This window comes from Methylosinus trichosporium OB3b (assembly GCF_002752655.1).
Taxonomy (GTDB): Bacteria; Pseudomonadota; Alphaproteobacteria; order Rhizobiales; family Beijerinckiaceae; genus Methylosinus; species Methylosinus trichosporium.
Map to the genome: position 1 here is coordinate 105,445 of NZ_CP023740.1, position 21,102 is coordinate 126,546.

Genomic DNA, 21,102 nt, shown 5'->3' on the forward strand with positions numbered 1-21,102 from the left:
ATGCGGATGATCGAAACGGATGTGCTCGTCATCGGGGGCGGTCCGGCCGGCGCGCTGCTCTTCTGCCTGCTCGCGCGCCGCGGGCTGCGCGCGACATTAGTCGAAAGAGAGACGACCGCGGAGCGCAGCTTTCGCGGCGAGACGATCGCGGCGCGCTCCGTCGTGACGCTGCGCGAGCTCGGCTTCGGACCGGCGCTGGCGAAGCACGGCTTCGTCGAATTGACCGGCATCTCCTTCTGGGAGAACGGCGAACGCATCGTGCGCGCCGACTATCGGAGCTTTCCGATCGACGCGCTGCCGATCGACATTCCCCAGCCGGCGCTGATCGAGGCGTTCCTGGCGGCGGCGGGCGGGGCTCCGCGATGCGAGGTGATGCGGGCGACAACTTTCCTGTCGCTCGTCGAGGAGGACGGCGTCGTGCGCGGCGCCATGCTGAAGACCCGCGACGGAGAGACGCTCGAAGCGCGCGGGCGTCTCGTCGTCGGCGCCGACGGGCGGTTCTCGCGCACCCGCAAAGCGTCCGGGCTCGAGGCGACGATCACGCCGATGGAGCGCGACTTCCTGTGGTTCAAGCTGCCGCGTCCCGTCGATTGGGGCTCCGAGGCGCAGCTCGTCGTCGAGCGCGACAGGCATCTCGTCATCCTGCCGACCTTCCCCGATCTGCTGCGGGTCGGCTTCAATCTTCCCAAGCGCGGCTTCGAAGAGATCCGGAAGCGCGGCATAGACGCGTTCCGCTCCGACATAGCGGCGCTCGACCCGCGTCTCGCAAAGCTCGTCGCAGCGCATATCCAAGGCTGGCAGGACACCTCCTTCCTCGAGATATTCACGGCGGAGCTGCGCGAATGGGCGCGCGACGGGCTGGTTCTCATCGGAGACTCGTCGCATACGGCGACGCCGATCCTCGGCCAGGGCGTCAATCTCGCCATTCAGGACGCAGTGCTTCTCGCGCCGGCCATCGCCGCGGCGCTGTCGCGCACGGCGAACGACGTCGTCCGCGCCGCCGAGCTCGCCGAATTCGTCGCGAAACGTCGCGCGCATAAATCGATGGTGACGCGCTTCCAGCGCGCGCAGGAGACGAGCCTCGCGGAGAGCTCGCCGCTCGGCACATGGCTTCGCCGCGCGCGGCTGCGGGCGCTCGATCTGTTCCCGCTGAAATATCGTCTGCTCGATCGCGTGCTGAACGCGCCGCACGACATGCCGCGGGAGGCGATTCATGTCGGCGCTGTCTGAAGCCAAGCAATTCGTCGGCCTGCACGCGCGGCACATGGGCCTGTCGGACGCGCTGGTGTGCGGTGTGCTGCGGCGCGTCGCTTCGCTCGACGGCGAGGGGCCGGGCGGCTGGGCGCGCGAATGGTCGAGCGAAGCGGAGGCCGCGCTCGGCCGCAAGGACGCGCGCGCCGCATCTAATCTCTATAATCTCGCGCGCTTCCCTTGCGCCGACACGCCGACCAAGGCGCGCGCCGCGCAGCTCGCCGCAGAGGCGTTTCGCGGCTGGCTCGAAGCTGGCGGCGCAGGCGAAAGGCGCGAGGCGCGCGTCGGCGGAGAGCGCGTTCCATTCCTGTTTTGCGCCGCATCGCGCGCCAACGCGCCGCTTGTCGTGCTGATGGGCGGGATCGTCTCGCTGAAGGAGCAATGGGGAAGCTTCCTCGGGCTCGGGCCGCGCCTCGGCTGCGCGGTGGCGATCGCCGATTTTCCGGGCGTTGGCGAAAATCCGATTCGCTATGCGCGGGCGGCGGCGGCGGTCTTCGGCGCGATCATGGACGCGAGCGAAGGCGCCTGTGACACGGGCCGCACATTGATCATCGCGCCGAGCTTCGGAGGACATCTGGCGATCCTGCAGGCGCGCGGCGACGCGCGCCTGCGCGGGATAGTCACCGTCGGCGCGCCGCTCGCGCATTTCTTCACAGATCCGGATGCGCGACGCGGGATGCCCGAGATCACGCGCGCGGCGCTCATGAGCGCCGCCGGGGTCGATGCGTCCGATTTCGAGCGAAGGCTGACGGAGCTCGCCTTGACCCCGCAGGAGATCGCCGAGATCGCGATTCCCATCGCCTATGTCGCCAGCCTGCGCGACGAGATCATTCCGCAAGCCGAATGGCGTGAGGCGGCCGCGCTCACGCGCAATCTGCGCGTCTATTCTTTCGACGACGTTCATGGCGCGCCGCATCATCTGCGCCAGACTCGTCTGCTGATTCTGGCCGCGCTGCTGCGCCACGCCGGCCGTCCGCGGGCGGCGGGCCTGCTCGAGCGGGCGCTGCGATGGACGTCTCGCGTCGAGCTCTATCATCCTTAAAAGATCGCATGAGGCCCTGATATGTCGTCCCTCGAACGCAATTCGGATACGCTTCTCGCTATCGTCGGCGCTTCGGGCCGCTTTCCCGGCGCCGCCGACATGGAGAGCTTTTGGCGACTTCTCAGCGAGCGCGGCGACGCGATCCGGCCCGTGCCGAAGGAGCGCTGGGACGCGAACGCGCAACTCGACCCGGAGAAGACAGTTCAGTCCGTAGGCGGATTTCTCGACGACGTCGATCAATTCGATCCGACCTTCTTCGGCGTTTCGCCGCGCGAGGCCGAGGACATCGACCCGCAACAACGCCTCATGCTGGAGGCGAGCTGGATCGCGCTCGAGGATGCGGGGCGACGCCCGGAAACGCTCGCCGGCGCGAGCGTCGGCGTTTACGTCGGCGCATCCTGGCACGATTACGAAATTCTGCGCAAGGAACGCGGCGCCCATGCGACGCAGCATACGGCGGTCGGCCAGGCGCTCGACGTGATCGCGGCGCGCGTCTCCTATTTCTACAAGCTCACTGGTCCGAGCCTCGCCGTCGAGACCGGCTGCTCTTCGGCCATGGTCGCGCTGCATCTGGCGGCGCAGGCGCTTTCGTCCGGCGAGATCGAAGGCGCCATCGTCGGCGGCGTCAACCTCATTCTCGCGCCCGATGTCTCGGTCGGCCTCACGCGCTTCGGCGGGCTTTCGCCGGATGGCCGCTGCAAGGCCTTCGCGGCGGCTGCGAACGGCTTCGTGCGCGGCGAGGGCGTCGCCGCATTCTATTTGAAGACGCTCGCGCGCGCGCAGGCCGACGGCGATCGCATACACGTCGTCGTCGTCGCCACCGCCGTCAACAACGACGGCGGCGGCGACAGCCTCGTCACGCCCAATCCGTCCGGTCAGGAGGATCTGCTGCGGCGCGTCTACGCCCGCGCCGGCGCTCCGCTCGATCGGGTCGTCTATATCGAGACGCATGGCACGGGCACGGCGGTCGGCGATCCGATCGAGGCCGGAGCGATCGGCCGCGCGATCGGGCAAAAGCGCGCCGGCGCGCGCGCGCCGCTCGCCATCGGCTCGGTGAAGACCAATATCGGCCATCTCGAGGCGACGGCCGGCCTCGCGGGCGTCGCCAAGGCGTTGCTCGCGATCCGGCATCGCGAGGTTCCGCCCAATCTCCACGCCGATGCGCCGAACCCCTCCATCCCCTTCGACGAGCTCGGCCTCGAGGTCCTGCGCGAGCCATTGCCGCTGCCGGCGGACGAGCCCTTCTACATCGGCGTGAATTCGTTCGGTTGGGGCGGAACCAACGCGCATGTGATCCTCGCGCCGCCGCCGCGAAGCGAAGCGCGAAAGCGGAGCGAGTTCGCCGAGACGGCGCCGATCCTGTTCCCGATCTCCGCTCATCACGACGAGTCGCTGAGGCGGCGCGCCGCCGATGTGCGCGCCGTCGCGGCGAGCGACGATGCGACGCTCGCCGACATCGCCGGGACGCTCGCCTGGCGGCGCGGCCATTTCGCCAGACGCGCGGCCTTCCTCGCCGAGAGCAGGGAGGCGCTGTGCGCGGCGCTCGACCGCTTCGCCGCAGGCGAGGACGAGATCGCCGAGGGCGCGTCGGGAATGGCGCGCGAGAGAGGAAAGGTCGCCTTCGTCTTTCCGGGGCAGGGCTCGCAATGGGTCGGCATGGGCGCGCGGCTATTCGTCGAGAGCCCGATCTTCGCGGCGACGATCCGCCGCTGCGCGCAGGCGCTGGCTCCGCATGTGGACTGGAATCTCGAGGAGGTCGTCGCCGGCTCGGGCGACGAATGGACGACGCGCGTCGACATGGTGCAGCCGGCGCTGTGGGCGATGTTCGTCGCGCTCGCGGAGATGTGGCGCGAGGCGGGCGTCGAGCCCGACGTCGTCGTCGGCCACAGCCAGGGAGAGGTCGCCGCCGCGACCGTCGCCGGCATTCTCAGCCTCGAGGACGCCGCGCTCATCGTCGCGCGGCGCGCGGCGATCATCCGCCGCAAGGCCGGCAAGGGGCTGATGCTCGCCGTGGATCTCGACCTCGAGGCGGCGCGCGCCGCGCTCGCGGGATTCGAGGACAATATCTCCATCGCGGTCAACAATGGCCCGACCTCCTGCGTTCTCTCGGGCGACTCGGAGTCGGTGACGACGCTGAAGGAGCTTCTCGACGCGGACGGCGTCTTCAATCGCCTCGTGCGCGTCGATTACGCCTCGCACAGCCATCACATGGACGAATTCAAGGACGAGCTGCGCGATGCTCTGAAATCCATTCGCCCGCGCGTCGGGCGCGCGCCGCTGTTTTCGACCGTGCGGCTGAACGCGCTCGCCGGCCCGGAGATGGATGCGGACTATTGGGTGCAGAATCTGCGCGAGCCGGTGCTGTTCGCCGATGCGATGGCGCGGCTCTTCGCGGAGGGCGTGACCCATGTCGTCGAGGTCAGCTCGCATACGGCGCTCGTTCCGGCGCTCGAGCAGCTCGCCGCGCTCGAATCCGATCCGCCGCGCATCCTCTCGACCATGCAGCGCGACCATGGCGCGCCGGCCGACATCGCGCTCGCCTTCGCGCGCGCCTATGTCGCCGGCCTCGAGCCCTTCGCCGCTCTGCCGCGCGACGCCCATGTGGAGCTCCCCGCCTATCCCTGGCGGCGCGCGAGCTATTGGCTGCCTCCGGCCAAGCGCCGCACCGCGCCGGGCGGCGGGCTCGACGTGGCGCTGCTGCCGGCCGCCGCAGAAAAGGATTTGTGGGAAGGGGCGCTCGAGATCGCGCTCGACGACAATCCCTGGCTGCGCGACCACAAGGTCCATGACGCGATCGTGCTCCCCGGCGCGGCGATGCTGGCCCTCGCTCTGGCGACCGGCCGCGCGCGCCTGGGCGTGACGCCGCGAACGCTCGCCAATGTCCGCTTCATCGCCGACCTCACGCTCGGCGAGGAGCCGGCGCGCGTCGGCGTGGCGTTCCGCGACGATGTGAACGAGGGCGGAACATTCGCCCTTCTTTCGCTCGCCGCCGGCGCGACGTCCTGGTCGGAGCATTCGACGGCGCGCGTCGAGCAGCGCGCGCGCCCGGTCGAAGCCCGCGCCTTCCCCGCCCATCTGCTCGAGCAGGCGCCGCGCGACGCCGAGGCTTTCTATCGCGCCTGCGCCGCGCGCGGGCTGAATTACGGTCCGGCGTTTCAGGGCGTGCAGCGCATCTTCGCCTCCGAGACGGAAGCGCTCGGCGAATTGCGGCTTCCACAGTCGTGCCGCGCCGGCGCGCGCGCGCATGGGCTGCATCCGGCGCTGCTGGATGCGGCGCTGCAGGTCTCGCTCGCCTTGTGCGAGAGCGAGGAGGCCGTGGTGCCGACGCAGATTCGCCGACTGACGCTCTTTGTCGATCCGCAGGAGCCGGCGACGGCTCTGTGGGCCCACGCCATTCGCCGCGACGCCGATCATTACGATCTCGCTTTCTTCGCCGACGACGAAACGCCTTTCGCTCTTCTCGAAGGGCTCGCGCTCGAGGCGCTCGCCGCCGGCGATCCGGCGAGCGGCGACGCCGAGCGTCTGCACCGGCTGCGCTTCGTCGCGCAGCCGCGATCCGAGGCGCAGGCCGCTCCGGCCGGCGCCTGGATCGTCTGCGGCGCGAACGCCGATGGCGCGCAGCAGCTCCATGACGCGCTGGCGATCGCCCGGGCGAGGGTGCGCGCCGCCACGCCGGACTCGATTTCCGCCGCCGACGAGCTCACGGGCGTCGTCTATGTAGCTCCGCGCGCGGCCTCCGGGCTCGACGCGCAGAAGCGTGGCCTGCTGGCGCTGACGACGCTGGCGAGAGCCTGTTCCGAACGCGCGAGTCCGCCACGACTGGTGGTCGTCACCGCTGACGCGCAAGCGGTCGTCGCCGAGGATCGCCCCGATCCGGGCGCCGCCCTCTTTTGGGGCTTCACGCGGGTGCTGCGCCGCGAGCAGCCGGAGTTGCAGGCGCTCGTTCTCGACGTGGCGTCGACAGACGCGCGCTGGGCCGAGGCCTGCGCGGCGGAGATCCTCGCCGGCGGGGACGAGGATCAGGCGGCGCTGCGCGGCGACACGCGCTTCGTCGGCCGTCTGACGCGCGGCGATGATGAGCGCGCCTCCCCGCTCGACGCCTATCCTTGGCAGGGACCGGCGCAGCCGTTCCGGCTGGCCGCGGCGCGTCCCGGCTTTTGGGACCGGCTCGAATACCGGCCGTTGCGGCGCGAGACGCCCGGACCGGGCGAGATCGAAATCGAGGTTGCGGTCGCATCGTTGAACTTCATCGACGTGATGAAGGCGATGGGAACCTATCCGGGCGTCGAGGGCCGCGCGGCGCTGCTCGGAGGCGAATGCGCCGGTCGGGTCGTAGCTGTCGGACCGGGCGTGAGCTATCTCGCGCCAGGCGACCGGGTCGCGGCCTGCGCCTTCGGCTCCTTCGCCTCCCATGTGACCACCCGCGCCGATCACGCGCAGAAAATTCCCGACGTAATCTCCAACGAGGTCGCCGCCGCTCTACCGCTGGTCATGGCGACGGCCTGGTACGCGCTGGTCGATCTCGCCGATCTCGCCGAAGGCGAAAGCGTCCTCATCCATTCGGCGACTGGCGGGCTCGGCCTCGCGGCCATAGAGGTCGCGCGGGCGCGCGGCGCACGAATTCTCGCCACCGCCGGCAGCGAGGAAAAACGGAGTCGGCTCGCGCGGCTCGGCATTGCCGACGTGTTCGATTCGCGCGATCTGTCATGGGCGGAAGGCGTGCGCGCCGCGACCGCCGGCAGGGGCGTCGACGTCGTCCTCAACTCGCTCGCCGGCGCCGCGATCCCCCTCGGGCTCGACGCTCTCGCCGAGGACGGCCGCTTCATCGAGGTCGGCAAAAAAGACATCTATAGCGGCCGCGCCATCAGCCTCTCGGCGTTCAAGAAAGGCATCAGCGTCTCGGCGGTCGATCTCGCCGGGCTGATGGAGCGGCGCCCGGAGCGTTTCGCGCGGCTCTTCGCCGATGTCTGGGCGCGCATTGTCGCCGGCGCGCTCACGCCGCCGCCGGTAAAGGCGTACGCTTTCGCCGACGCCGCCGAAGCGCTACGCGAGATGGCGCGCGGAGCCCATATCGGCAAATTCGTGCTGACGCGGCCGAAGAGCGTGCGTCATATCGCGCCGGAGCCGACGCCGCAGGGGCGCTTCCGCGCCGACGCGACCTATCTCGTCACCGGCGGTCTCGGCGCCCTCGGTCTTTCGCTCGCCGATTATCTCGTCGAGAATGGCGCTGGCGCGATCGCCCTGCTCGGACGGTCTCCGCCGAACGCCGAAGCCGAGCGGCGCATCGCCGCTCTCGCGTCGCGCGGCGCTCTCGTCGAGAGCTTCGCGGTCGATGTGAGCGACGCCGACGCGCTCGGGCGCACGCTGGCGAACATTCGCGCGCATATGCCGCAATTGCGCGGCGTCGCGCATGGGGCCGGCCTGCTCGACGATGCGATGATCGTCAATCTGCGGCAGGATCAGCTCGACAGGGTGCTCGCGCCCAAGGTGGAGGGCGCGCGCAATCTCGACGCGCTCACGAAGGACGATCCGCTCGATCTCTTTGTCATGTTCTCTTCGGCCGCCGCGCTGGTCGGCAACATCGGCCAGGCGGCCTACGCCTCGGCGAACGCCTATATGGACGCGCTCGCCGAAGCGCGGCGCCGGCAGGGACGTCCCGCGCTGAGCGTGCAATGGGGTCCTTTCGCCGGGATCGGCCTCGCCGCGCAGGACGACATTCGCGGCGCGCGTCTCGCGCAGCGCGGCATGGGAAGCTTCTCGGCCGCGGAGGCATGGGCCGCTCTGGCGCGGCTGCTGCAAGGCGGCGCCTCCGTCGTCGGCTATGTGCCGATCGAATTGCGGCAATGGTTCGAGGCCTATCCAGCGACGGCGGCGCAGCCGAGCTGGGCGCTGCTGCGCGAGGCGGCGAGGAGCGGCGCGCAGACGACCGCGGCCGACGACTTCCGCTCGCAGCTCGAGGCGGCGCCCGAGGAGGCGCGTCGCGAGCTCGCCGAAGGCAAGGTGCGCGAGCTCGCCGGCCGCGTGCTGCGTCTCGATCCGAAAGCCTTCGATCGCGAGACGCCGTTCAAGGCGCTGGGCCTCGACTCGCTCATGGGGCTCGAGCTGCGCAACCGGCTCGAAGCCGCCTTCGGATTGAAGCTCTCGCCGACGCTCCTCTGGACCTATGGCAATGCGCGCGCGCTCACAGAGGTTCTGTGCGGGAGCGTGTTCTCGGCGGCGGTCTGAAGCCGCCGCTTCTCATTTTCAGTTATCATTTCGAACAGGATCGACGTCGATGGAACTCGAACCGGCAGCCCCCACTCCGCTCACGCGCGCGCTCGATACGATCCGCCGTCTGAAGGCGCAGCTCGACGCCCAGGGCTCGACCCAGCCGATCGCCGTGGTGGGCGTCGGGCTGCGTCTTCCCTGCGGAATCGACGATCTCGACACCCTCTGGAGCGCGCTCGCGCAAGGGCGCGATCTGGTGCGGATCATGCCCGAGGCGCGGCGCGCTCCCTTCGCCGAGGAGTGGGCGAGCCTGCCGCACAGAGGCGGCTTCCTCGACGACGTCACCTCCTTCGACGCGAGCTTCTTCGGCATCAGCCCGCGCGAGGCGAAAGCGCTCGATCCGCAGCATCGCCTGCTGCTCGAGGTGAGTTGGGAGGCGCTCGAGGACGCCGGGCTGCCGCCCGACCGCCTGCAGGGCGCGCGCGGCGGAATCTTCATCGGCGTCACTGGCCAGGACTATCGCGACTGGCAGAGCGGGGAGCCGGACGCCTATTGGGCGACGGGCAACGGCCATTGCTTCGCGGCCGGACGCGTCGCCTACGCCTTGGGACTCACCGGCCCGGCGGTGGCGACCGACACGGCCTGCTCGTCGTCGCTCGTCGCCCTGCATCTCGCCGCTCAGGCGCTGCGCCGCGGCGATTGCGACCTGGCGCTCGCCGGCGGCGTCAATCTCGTGCTGTCGCCGCGCTCGACGCGCCTCGTGCGCGAGACGCGATCGCTCGCGCCGGACGGGCTGTGCAAGGCCTTCGACGCCCGCGCCAACGGCTTCACGCGCGGCGAGGGCGCAGGCGTGCTCGCGCTGAAGCGCCTCGACCATGCGCTGCGCGACGGCGATCGCGTCCATGCGGTGATCCGCGGCTCGGCGGTCAATCAGGACGGCCGCTCGACCGGCTTCACCGCGCCGAATGTGCTGGCGCAGATCGCGCTGATCGAGGCTGCGCTCGCCGACGCCGGCGTCACGCCGCAGGACATGGGCCTCATCGAAGCGCATGGCACGGGAACGGCGCTCGGCGACCCGATCGAGATGGAGGCGATCGCGCAGGCGCTCGGCCGCAGGAACGGCGGCGCGCCGCTCCACATCGGCGCCGTTAAGACCAATATCGGCCATCTCGAGGCGGCGGCGGGCGTCGCCGGCGTGCTGAAGGCGATCGCCTGCATGAAGAAGCGCGCGATACCGCCGCTCGTGCATTTCCAGACTCTCAATCCGCGCATCGATCTCGACGGAACCGCGATCGCGCTGCCGACCGCGCTCACGCCCTGGACGAGCGGCGGACGTTGTGCGGGCGTGAGCTCCTTCGGGATGAGCGGCACCAATGCGCATATCGTCCTCGGCCCCGCCGAGGCGCCCGGCGAGGCGGCGGCCGCGTCGGTGAAGGAGTTCGAGATTTCGGGGAAATCGCAAGAGGCGCTGCGCGCGCTCGCGGCGCGCTACGCCGAACGGCTCGGGCGCCTGCCTGCCGCCGAATACGGCGCTTTCGCCTATTCGGCGACATTCGGCCGCGCGCGCCATTCCCTGCGGGCGCGCGTCGCCGCCGCCGATCCCGCCGCGGCGATCGAGGCGCTCGCATCCATTGCGCGCGGCGCGCCGTCGCCGGCCGTGACGGTCTCGAGCGGCGAGACCGGCGAGACATCGCTCGCGCCGTCGCCGCGCCATGTGATCGATCTGCCGAGCTATCCCTGGCAGCGCAGCGTCTATGCGCCCGAATTCGCGACCGCCGCGCCGGCGCCGGTCGCGCCGCCTCTGCATGTGATCGCCTGGGAGCCGGCCCCGCTCGGCGGCGTAGTCCCACCGGGCCGGCTCGTGATCGCCGGAGACGACGCCGAAATCGTCGATGCGCTGGCGCGGGCGGCGAAGGAGCATGGAACAGACGCCCTCGTCCTGCAGGGCGAGGCGCCGCTAGCCGACGATGCGTCATGGGACGCCTTCTGGGCCGCGACGCCGCAGGCGGATGGCGCGACACTCGCGCTGGCCCTGCGTGGCGCCGCTCTGCTGGACGCCGCCGGCGCGCGCGACGTCGCGGGCGACGGCGCCGAGCTCTGCGCCGCCGTCATCGCCGCCGCCCGCGCAGCGGCGCGCGCCGGAGCGCAGATGCTCGCCGTGACGCGCGGCGCGCGGCAGACGCGAGAGACCGAAGCCGTCGCTCCGAACCATCACGCGCTGATTCATGGGCTTTCCCCGGCGCTGGGCCTCGAGCTTCCGGCGAGTTGGAGGGGCGTCGTCGATCTGCCGGCGAGTCTCGGTCCGCACGACGGGGACGCGCTTTTCCGCTTCCTCCTCGGCGCCGGCGTTGAGGAAGACTCGGCGGCGGTGCGCGACGGCGCGGCGCTGGTCGCGCGCCTGCGTCCGGCTCCGGTGAGCTTCTCGCCCGAAATTCCAATACGCCCGGACGCGACTTACGTCATAACGGGCGGTCTCGGCGCGATCGGCCGCGCCGTCGCCTCCGATCTCGCCCGCCGCGGCGCGACGCGCTTCCTGCTGCTCGGACGCCGGCCTGAAGCGGCGCTCGAAGCGGCGGCGCGCGATTGTCTCGAGCGGCTGCGCGCCGACGGCGCGACGGCCCTCTACCGGGCCGTCGATTGTGACGACGCGGCGGCGCTCGCCGCGGCGCTCGCGCAGGCGCCGCGACCGATCGGCGGCGTCGTCCACGGCGCCGGAACGCTCGCGCCGAAAGCCGTCGCCGAGCTCGACGCGGCGGGCGTCGCCGCCGCGCTGCGCGGCAAATATTCGGGGGCGCATTGGCTCGATCTGCTCACGCGCGGGGAGGAGCTGGACTTCTTCATCGCACTCTCGTCCGTCTCCGCCGTATGGGGAACCGACGGCTACGCCGCCTATGGCGCCGCCAATGGCGGTCTCGAGGGGGTTGTCGCCGCGCGCCGCGGCGCCGGGCTCCCGGCCGCGAGCCTCGCCTATGGGCCTTGGGCGCTGGATGGAATGGCGGACGAGGCCTCGCGCGCCAATTTCGCCCGCATGGGGGTGAGCGCGCTCTCGCCGGCGGCCGGCTGCGCCGCGCTGACCGCACGCGCTCCGGCGTCCGCGCTCGTCGTCTGCGGCGTCGACTGGCCGCGCTTCTCGGAGGTCATGGCGGGACGGAAGCGGCGCGCATTATTCGCCGCGCTCGCGCCGCAGCCGTCGGCGCGGCAGGGCGCGGCGGTCGCTCTCGCCGAAGCGCCGGAGCGCGCGCGGCTGAGCATGGCGCGCGACCACATCGGCGCCGTGCTGGCGGCGACGCTCGGCTACGCTGAACCGCTCGCGCTGCGCGAGGACGCCGGCTTCTTCGATCTCGGCCTCGACTCCATCATGGCGGTGGATCTGGCGCGCGACTTGTCGGCCGCCTTCGGCTTCGACGTGAAAATGTCGGATATTTTCGACCACGCCACGGTGAACGACCTTTCCGCTTTCGTCGTCGCCCGCGTGTTCGGCGACGGCGCGGCTCCGCAGATCGAAATGCGCCGCGCCGCGCCCGCGGAGCCGCGCGAAAGAGCCGCGGAGCCGTCGGCGCTCGCCACGGCGAAGGACGAGCGTGGCGCGGGGGGCGGAGAGCCCATCGCCATTATCGGCATGGCCGGCCGCTTCCCCGGCGCGGATTCGGTCGACGAGCTCTGGGAGCTGCTGCGCGAGGGACGCGACGCCGTCGGTCCGGTGCCGCCGGAGCGCTTCGACATTGGCGCGCTGCATGATCCCGATCCGCTCCGCGCCGGCGCGATCGCCACCGACCAGGGCGGCTTTCTCAGCGACATCGCGCGTTTCGACGCCGCCTTCTTCCATATTCCGGCGCGCGAGGCCGAGAGTCTCGATCCGCAGCAGCGGCTGATGCTCGGGGAGGCTTGGCATGCTCTGGAGGATGCGGGCCTCGATCCGAGAAGCCTGAAGGGAACGCGAACCGGCGTCTTCGTCGGCGTCTCCAATTCGGACTATGCGCGTCTCCTCGAGCAGGGCGGGCTCGCGCAGCTCGACGCCTATTTCGGCGCCGGCACGGCGCTCAACGCCGCCGCGGGGCGCATCGCCTTCGTGCTGGGACTCAACGGGCCGGCGCTCGCCGTGGACACGGCCTGCTCGTCCTCGCTCGTCGCCATTCATCTCGCCGTGCGCTCGTTGCGCAACGGGGAGAGCGATTGCGCGCTCGCCGGCGGCGTCAATGTCATCGCCGCGCCCTCCTGCTCGGTCGCTGTCAGCCGCGCGCATATGCTCTCGCCGGTCGGGCGCTGCAAGACCTTCTCAGCGGAGGCCGACGGCTTCGTGCGGTCGGAAGGGTGCGGCGCGCTCGTGCTGAAGCGCCTTTCCGACGCGAGGCGGGACGGCGACCGCGTGCTCGCCGTGATCCGCGGAACGGCGATGAATCACGACGGCGCCTCGTCCGGCCTCACCGCGCCGAGCGGCAAGGCGCAGCAGATGGTGATCGCCGCGGCGCTCGCCGACGCCGGGCTGGAGCCCGCGCGCGTCTCCTATCTCGAGGCGCATGGCACCGGCACCTCGCTCGGCGATCCGATCGAGGTCGAAGCCGCCTGGGCCGTGCTCGGCCGCGACCGGCCGGCGGACGCGCCGCTGCGTCTCGGCTCGGTCAAGAGCAATGTCGGACACGGCGAGTCCTCGGCGGGCGTCGTCTCGGTCATCAAGACCGTGCTGGCGCTGCGTCATCGCGAGCTGCCCGCCAGCCTGCATTGCGCGACGCTCAATCCGCATATTCGCTGGAGCGAGCTGAATGCGCGCGTCGTCGACCGGCATACGCCCTGGGTCGCCGAGGAGCCGCGCGTCGCCGGCGTCTCCGGCTTCGGCTTCAGCGGAACAAATGCGCATATCCTCATCGAGGAGAGCGCGGAGCCCGATGCAAGCGCGGCGTCCGGCGGCGAAGGGCCTTATCTGCTGCCGCTGACTGCGCCCGACGCCGAAGGACTGGCGCGCGTCGAGGCGCTCTGGCGCGAGCGTCTCGCCACGGCGGAGGACGCCGCCCTGCCGTCGCTTGTCGCCACGGCGGGCGCCGGACGTGCGCATTTCGCCTTCCGCCGCGCTGTGCTCGGCAAGACGAAGGACGAGATCGTCGCCGCGCTCGGCTCGACGCGCGCGGCGGCTGTCGCGGGACGGGCGCCGCGCATCGCCTTCCTGTTCTCGGGGCAGGGGAGCCAGCATTTCGGCATGGGGCGGGAGCTCTATGAAACCGAGCCCAAGTTCCGCGCCGTCTTCGACGATTGCGACCGCATTCTCGCGCCGCATCTCGGCGCCTCTCTCGCGGAGCTGACGCTGTTCGGCGCCGACAACGAGGCGATCGATCAGACGCGCGTCACCCAGCCGGCGCTCGTCGCCCTCGAGCTGGCGCTCGCCGAGCTTTGGGCGTCCTATGGCGTGACCGCCTCGGTGGTCATGGGCCACAGCGTCGGCGAGGTCGCCGCCGCGATCTACGCCGGCGTGCTCGAGCGCGAAGCGGGGCTGACGCTGATCGCGCATCGGGCGCGGCTCATGCAGTCGACGCGATCCGGCGCGATGCTCGCCATCAGCGCGACGCTCGAGCAGGCGAGCGCCTGGATCGCCGACGCGCCGCTCGACGTCGCGGCCGTCAACGGGCCCGAGTCCGTCGTCGTCGCCGGCCAGCCCGAGGCGGTGGCGGCTTTCGCCGCGCGTATGAAGGACGAGAAGATCATGGCGCGGCCGCTCGCCGTCTCGCACGCTTTCCACTCTCGTCTGATGGAGCCGATCCTCGACGAGCTGGAGGAGAAGATCGCGGGCTTCGCCTTCCATGCGCCGGCCGTGCCGATCGTCTCCAATCTCACCGGTCGGCTTGCGGAGGCGGGCGCTTACGACGCGGCTTATTGGCGCCGCCATGTGCGCCAGCCGGTGCGTTTCCACGACGGCGCGCAAGCCATCCGCGAATTCGGGGCGGATCTCTGCCTCGAGATCGGGCCGGACCGCACGCTCGTCAATCTCGTCAATGCCGCCGGGCTGACGCCGGCCGGCGGCGCGGCGGCCTCGCTGCGGCGCGGCGCGAAGGACCGCGCCAGCCTTCTCGCGGCGGCGAAGACGCTCTACGAGGCCGGCCAGGATTTGAACTGGGGCGCCGCGCACGCCGCGATGCAGGCGCCGCGCGCGCCGGCGCCGGCCTATCCTTTCGCCGCGACGCGCTATTGGACCAAGGTTCAGCCGGCCGTCGCGCAGAGCAGAGCGGCGGAGCGAACGGGCTTGCGCCACTTCGGCGACGAGCTGCGTTCACCGGCGATCGCCGGACGCGTGTTCGCCTTCGAGCGGAGCGCGGCGTTTCCCGCCTATCTCACCGATCACCGGCTCTATGGCGCGGTGGTCACGCCCGTCGCCTCGCATCTCGCGACGATACTCTCCGCGATCGCTCCGGACGGACGCGCCGTCGCGCTCGACGATCTCGTCTGTCCGCGCGCGCTCGTCGTGCTCGAGACAGAACGCTACGAGGCGCAGATCGTCGTCGGCCGCGACCGTCCCGACGAGATCGCCGTGCACAGCCTGATCGACGCCGAACGTGGCGTCTGGCAGGAGCATCTGATGGCGCGGCTCGCCGACGATGGGCATGGCGGCGATGGGCATGGCGGCGCGGCGTCGATCGATCGCGATGCATTCATCGCGACGGCCGAGCGGCATATCACGGGGGAGGCGTTCTACGCCTATTTCCGCGCGCTCGGCTATACGCTCGGGCCGTCGTTCCGCTGGATCGCGGAGGTGTGGATCCGCGGCGAGGAGGCGCTGGTGCGCTTTGCGCAGCCGGCGCTGCCGGACGATCCGCGCGACTATGAATTCTATCCCGGCCTCATCGACGCCTGTTTCCAGAGCATCGCCGGCTTCATGGTCGACGACGAGGCGAGCGAGGCGCCTTCGCTCGCCATCCCCTTCGCGGCGCGGCGGCTCTCCTTCCACGGCCGGCCCGCAGCGGGGCGCCCGCTCTGGGGCCATGCGCGCATTCTGCGCGCCGAGGCGCTGCCGCGCGGCCGGCTGCGCGTCGAGGCCGCCGATCTGCAGCTCTTCGGCGAATTCGGCGAGAGCCTCTTTTACGCCGACGAGTTCCGCGTGCGCCACGCCCCGCGCGAGTTGCTGGAGCGCAGCCTGCGGCGCGGCGCGGAGCACGCCTTTGAATTCGCCTGGGCCGAATTGCCGGCCCGTCGCGAAACGGCGGATAGAGCGAGACGCGTCGCCGTCGTGAACGCCGCCGGCGAATCGGCGGCGCGCGATCTCGCGGCGGCGTTCCGGGCGCAGGGCTGCGAGGTTTCGCCCGGCGCTGAAGGCGCGGAGCGGATCGTCGACGCGCGATTCGCCTCCATCGACGCGGCGAGCGCCGAGGACGCCGAACATGCGGTTGTCGCGCTCGCGGCGGCGCTGCAGTCGGCGCCGCGCGACATCCCTTATGTCGTGCTCGCGGACGGCGGGCCGGAGGCGGCGCCGATTCGCGAAGCGCTGTGGGGATTGCTCGCGGCGCTCGAAGCCGAGGATGCCGGCCGACGCCTTCTGCGGGTCGCGCTCGAAGACGGGTGGAGCGCCGCGCGGCTCGCGCCGCTCGTCATCGGCGAGATCGACGAGACGCGCCTTGCGCTCGGCGCGGCGGGCGCGCGCGTTGCGCGTCTGACGCCGGTCGCGACGGCCGCGCCCGACATGCGGATCGAGGGCAGCGTCATCGTATCGGGCGGCCTCGGCGCGCTCGGAACGAGCGTGGCGAGAATGCTCGCTGGCGCCGGCGCGCGCGGACTGGTTCTCATGGGGCGGTCGGCGCCGGACGCCGCCGCGCAATCAGTCGTCGACGAGCTCGCGGCGCAGGGCGTGCGCGTCCTCGTATCGCGCGGCGACGTCGCCGACCGCGCCGCCTGCGACCGCGCCGTGGCGGCGGCGAAAGAGATCGCCCCGATCGCCATGGCGTTCCATCTCGCCGGCGCGAACGACGACCAGTCTTTCGATCGGGTGACGCCGACGTCCTTCGCCAAGACTTTCGCGGCCAAGGCGCGCGGCGCCGAGACGCTCGCGGCGGCCTTGCGGGACGAGAAGATCGCGAATTTCGTTCTGTTCTCCTCGGTCGCCGCCGCGCTCGGCTCGGCCGGGCAGACGAGCTACGCCGCCGCCAACGGCTATCTCGACGGCCTCGCGCAGGCTCTGCGCGCCGCAGGGACGCCGTCGACGAGCATCGCCTGGGGACCGTGGATTCCCGACACGAAAGGCGGCATGGCGGCCTCTGAGACGGCGGTCAGGGCGGCGGAGCGCCTCGGCGTGCGGCCGCTCGCCGACGCCGAGGCGGCGCGGCTCGTCGCGCTCGCGGCGGCCGGCGCGCAGACGCGCATCGTCGCCGTCTCCGCGGATTTCGCCCGTTACGCCGCCGTCGTCGGCGCTCCGCGCGCGACGCTGGTCTCCGGGCTCGCCGCCGCGCCGCGCGCTGCGACGCCGGCGAGCGCGCCCGAGCAGGCGCGCGGCTGGCTGCGCGCCGCGCTTTCATCGTCCGATCCGGACCTGCACGAGGACGCGCTGCGCGAGGCGCTTCGCGCGCTGGTCGGCGAGGCGATCGGCGACGCCGAGGTCGTCGACGATCACGGCGGCTTCGCCGAGATGGGTCTCGATTCGATCATGGCCATCGATCTGCGCGCGCGGCTGTCGCAGGCGCTCGGACTCGAATTGCCGGCGACCGTCGCCATCGATCATCCAAACGTCGCGGCGATGGCGCGCTTCCTCGCCACGCTCGTCGGCGGCGACGAGCCGGAGGCGTCCGGCCGCGCGTCGCAAGAGCATCTCGAGCCGCTCGACGATCTATCGGCGGTCTCGTTCGAAGAGCTGTTCAAATTCGTCGAAGACGATCTCGCAGAATCGGAGTGACAATCATGAACGCCGAAAATTTGCGCTCCCTCGTGGAAAAGCAATTGACGCAGTCGCGCCGCCTGAAAGCGCGTCTGCGTGAGCTGGAGAATGAAACGCGCGCCCCGCTCGCGGTGATCGGCATGGGGCTGCGTCTCCCGGGCGGCATAGCGACGCCGGAGGATTATTGGCGTTTCCTGTGCGGCGAGGGGGACGCGCTGTCGGAGGTTCCCGAAGACCGCCCCGGCCTGCGGGCCGTCTATGACGCGCGGCCGGATCGGCCCGGACGCTCCTATGTGAAGCGCGCCGGCTTCCTCGACGACGTCGCCGCCTTCGATGCGAAATTCTTCGGCGTCTCGCAGCGCGAGGCCGAGGCGCTCGATCCGCAGCAGCGTCTTCTGCTCGAAACAGCCTGGGAGGCGCTGGAGCGCGCCGGGATTGCGGCGCGGCGCGGCGACCGGCTTCCGGTCGGCGTCTTCGTCGGCGTCATGGCGTCCGAATATGGCGAGCGGCGGCTGGGTCGCGCGGACAAGAGGGACGTCGATCCTTATTTCGGCACGGGCGGCGGCCATTGCTTCGCCGCCGGCCGCATCAGCTATGTGATGGGCTTCTGCGGCCCGGCGCTCGCTGTCGACACGGCCTGCTCGTCCTCGCTGGTCGCGCTGCAGCTGGCCGCGCAGAGCCTGCGCCGGCGCGAATGCCGCTATGCGCTGGTCGGCGGCGCCAACATGCTGTTTTCCCCTGACCTCATGGTCTCGCTCTGCCAGAGCCGGGCGCTCGCCCCGGACGGGCGCTCCAAGACCTTCACCGCCGCGGCCGACGGCTACGGCCGCGGGGAGGGCGTGGGCGTGATCGCGCTGATGCGTCTCGACGAGGCGGAGCGCGAGGGGCGTCCGATCCTCGCCGTGCTGCGCGGCGTCGCCGTCAACCATGACGGCGCCTCCTCGGGGCTGACGGTCCCGAGCGGACCGGCGCAAAGGGAGGTGATCGCCGCGGCGCTCGCCGACGCCGGCGCGCGGGCCGAGGAGATCGGCTATGTCGAGGCGCATGGCACGGGAACGGCGCTCGGCGATCCGATCGAGATCGGGGCGCTCGACGCGACGCTCGGCGGCGGCGCGGCCGAGCGTCGCGCGCCGCTTGTCCTCGGCAGCGTGAAGACGCGGATCGGCCATCTCGAAGCGGCGTCGGGAATCGCCGGCGTGATCAAGCTGATCCTGATGCTGCGCCACGGCGAGATTCCGGCGGCTCTGAGCGAGGCCGACGGACCGCTCAACCCGATGGTTCCGTGGGATCGAATGCCCATCGTCGTGCCGCGCGAGACGCTCGCCTGGCCGCCGGGCTCGGCGCGTCGCCTCGCCGGCGTCAGCGCCTTCGGCCTCAGCGGCACCAATGCGCACGCCGTGTTCGAAGCCGCGCCGGCGGCGCCGACCGCCGCGCCCGCAAAGGCGCGGCGCGAGCTCATCGTCCTCTCCGCGCGCGACGCCGCCGCGCTGCAGATATTGGCGAGGTCCGTCGCGCCTCGCCTCGCCGCCGCCGGCGCCGAGGAGCTCGCCGCGATCGCGCACACGCTGCGCGCCGGACGCGCTCCTCTGCCGTATCGGCTCGCAGTGACCGGCGCGACCGGCGCCGAGGCCGCCGCCGCGCTCACCCGTGCGGCGGAAGCGCCGCTTTCGGCCGGCGCGAGCGCGCCTTCCGTGCGCCTGCGTCTCGGCTCGGCGGGAGCGGCCATCGAGCCTGCGCTTCTGGAGCTGGCGCGCGTCTTTCCGTCGCTGACGCCCGACGAGGACGCGTCGGCCGGGCCAGAGCTGCGCCTCGACCGAATTTTGCGCCGGCTCGGCCTGCGCGCCAAGATCCTCCGCGACGCGGAGCCGGTCGCCGCGCAGCTCGAATGGGGGCATGTCCACATGCCGCTCGCGACCCGCGACGCGGGCGAGACGCCGCAGCTACTGCTCGACGCGCTGGCGGCGCTGTTCGTCGCCGGCGCCGATCTGCGCTTCGACACGTTGTGCGCGCCGGGCGCGCGATTCATCGGCGATCTGCCGACCTATCCGTTCCGCCGCGAGCGCTTCTGGATCGAGGAGATCGACGAGCCGACGCCGAGCCTCCAGGGCGAGGCCGCGGCGCTCGGCTTCGCGGACATCGGCGGCGAGGACGGCGCGCCGCTGCGCGACGAGCTCGACATCTTCCTCGCCGCGGAGCTCAAGGAGCTGCTGCGGGCCGAGGAGGAGCTCGATCGCTCGCAATCCTTCTTCGCCCTCGGCGGGGATTCCTTCATCGCCATGCTGCTGAAGAAGAGCGTCGAGCAGGCCTATGGCGTCGATCTGCCGCTCGAGGCTCTGGCGACAGATCTGCCGCTCGATTCCCTATTCGCGCAGATCGGCGATCACGTGCTCGCGGCGCGGGCGCCGGCGGACGAGGAGCTCGCGCTGTGAGCCCCTTCGTCCGCCCGCGCCCGGTCGCAAATCCCGCGGCGCGCCTCGTCGTCTTCCATCATGCGGCCGGCTCCGCAGGGACCTATTATCCGATGAGCGCGGCGATCCCGAGCGGTTGGGATCTGCTGCTGCACGATCTGCCGGGGCGCGGCAAACGCTTCGGCGAGCGGCCGATCGCCGTCATGGCCGACCTCGTCGCGCGCGTGACCGAGGACGTGCGCCCGTGGGTCGATGCGCCGCTCGCCCTATTCGGGCACAGTCTCGGCGCGATCATCGCCGCCGAGGTGGGGCGCGCCTGCGACGGCATGGGCGCTCCGCCGATCTGGATCGGCGTCTCCGGCCGCATCGCGCCGGCTCTGCCGCCGACGCGCCGCAGCCTGCACGAATACGACGACGCGGCGCTGCTGGAAGAGCTTCTCGCGCTCGGCGGCACGCCGCAGCGGCTCGGCGACTCGCCGGAGTTCCTGCAGCTTTTCCTGCGCAACGCGCGCGCCGATCTCGCCGCCGTCGAATCCTACGAGCCGGAGGCGGCGCGCGCGCGATGCGCTTGCCCGATGACCGCCTTCGCCGGAACGAAAGACCCCTGGGCGCCTCCGAAAGTCATGGAAGCCTGGGAACAGGAGACGACAGGAAGCTTTCGCCTGCGGCAATTCGAAGGCGGACATTTCTACTTCTTCGGCGCCGCCTTCGCCGCGCTCACGCGCGGGATCGTCGCCGATATCGAATATAGCGGCGTCCGCCCGACGCCGACACGTTCACCCCTAGCAGCGAGAGCGCCATGAGCCAGCGGATCATCGAGACCACCATAGAAATCGCCGCGCCGGTCGAAACCGTCTGGCGCGCGCTCGTCGACTTTCCGAGCTATCCGCAATGGAGCCGCTTCATCCTGTCGATCGACGGCGAAGCGCGGCGCGGAGCGCCGCTCGCGGTGCGGCTCGATGACGGCGGAGGCGGCGTCATGCTCATGCGTCCGCGCATCGTCGCTTTCGACGAGGCTGTCGAATTGCGCTGGCGCGGCGTCGTCGGCGCGCGTTTCCTGTTCACGGGCGAGCATTCCTTCCGACTGGAGCCGCTGTCGGAGACCGTCACGCGTTTCGCGCAGAAAGAAGCCTTCGGCGGCATGCTCGTTCCTTTGTTCTGGAAGCGGCTCGACACGCATACGCGGCGCGCCTTTCATTCATTCAATAGCGCTCTGCGCGAACGCGCCGAGGCGCTCGCGCCCGCCGGCTGACCCGGCTTTCGGCTGATTGCTTCGGCGCATTCCCCTTCTCCCCGCTCGCGGTCGCTCGCGGGGAGAAGGAAAGCGGCGAATGTCGCGCGAAGCGATC

The 21,102-nt window shown here is 71.2% G+C and carries 7 protein-coding genes; all 7 read left to right on the forward strand.

Features of this window, described 5'->3' with window-relative positions:
• From CQW49_RS23865 to CQW49_RS23895, 7 genes are read left to right on the forward strand one after another with little or no spacing between them, the layout of a single operon-like run.
• Positions 1 to 1,230 carry an FAD-dependent monooxygenase gene (locus CQW49_RS23865; protein WP_003614818.1) on the forward strand — a complete coding sequence of 410 codons (1,230 nt, stop codon included), beginning with the start codon at positions 1 to 3 and terminating at the stop codon, positions 1,228 to 1,230.
• Positions 1,214 to 2,293, forward strand: a complete 1,080-nt coding sequence (locus CQW49_RS23870) for an alpha/beta hydrolase (protein ID WP_003614819.1) — start codon at positions 1,214 to 1,216, stop codon at positions 2,291 to 2,293. The genes CQW49_RS23865 and CQW49_RS23870 overlap by 17 nt, the downstream gene beginning before the upstream one ends.
• Positions 2,294 to 2,314: 21 nt before the next feature.
• Positions 2,315 to 8,518 (forward strand): type I polyketide synthase, encoded by a 6,204-nt coding sequence (locus tag CQW49_RS23875; RefSeq protein ID WP_003614821.1) that lies wholly within the window; start codon positions 2,315 to 2,317, stop codon positions 8,516 to 8,518.
• A gap of 49 nt (positions 8,519 to 8,567) precedes the next feature.
• A complete protein-coding gene (locus tag CQW49_RS23880; protein WP_198586460.1) occupies positions 8,568 to 17,363 on the forward strand; it encodes a type I polyketide synthase in 8,796 nt (2,931 codons plus the stop codon).
• Between the two features lie 5 nt (positions 17,364 to 17,368).
• Complete coding sequence (locus CQW49_RS23885; RefSeq protein ID WP_003615487.1) at positions 17,369 to 19,774, forward strand: beta-ketoacyl synthase N-terminal-like domain-containing protein; 2,406 nt, start codon at positions 17,369 to 17,371, stop codon at positions 19,772 to 19,774.
• A complete protein-coding gene (locus CQW49_RS23890) occupies positions 19,771 to 20,556 on the forward strand; it encodes a thioesterase II family protein (protein WP_003615488.1) in 786 nt (261 codons plus the stop codon). Before CQW49_RS23885 ends, CQW49_RS23890 begins: the two co-directional genes overlap by 4 nt.
• Positions 20,553 to 21,005, forward strand: coding sequence for an SRPBCC domain-containing protein (locus tag CQW49_RS23895; protein WP_003615491.1), 453 nt, complete (start codon positions 20,553 to 20,555; stop codon positions 21,003 to 21,005). Before CQW49_RS23890 ends, CQW49_RS23895 begins: the two co-directional genes overlap by 4 nt.
• Positions 21,006 to 21,102: the final 97 nt, after the last annotated feature.

Bases quoted from the DNA above. Each gene is read 5' to 3' on its own strand.
- CQW49_RS23865 (WP_003614818.1), top strand. From the start codon at position 1: ATGCGGATGATCGAAACGGATGTGCTCGTCATCGGGGGCGGTCCGGCC.
- CQW49_RS23870 (WP_003614819.1), top strand. From the start codon at position 1,214: ATGTCGGCGCTGTCTGAAGCCAAGCAATTCGTCGGCCTGCACGCGCGG.
- CQW49_RS23875 (WP_003614821.1), top strand. From the start codon at position 2,315: ATGTCGTCCCTCGAACGCAATTCGGATACGCTTCTCGCTATCGTCGGC.
- CQW49_RS23880 (WP_198586460.1), top strand. From the start codon at position 8,568: ATGGAACTCGAACCGGCAGCCCCCACTCCGCTCACGCGCGCGCTCGAT.
- CQW49_RS23885 (WP_003615487.1), top strand. From the start codon at position 17,369: ATGAACGCCGAAAATTTGCGCTCCCTCGTGGAAAAGCAATTGACGCAG.
- CQW49_RS23895 (WP_003615491.1), top strand. From the start codon at position 20,553: ATGAGCCAGCGGATCATCGAGACCACCATAGAAATCGCCGCGCCGGTC.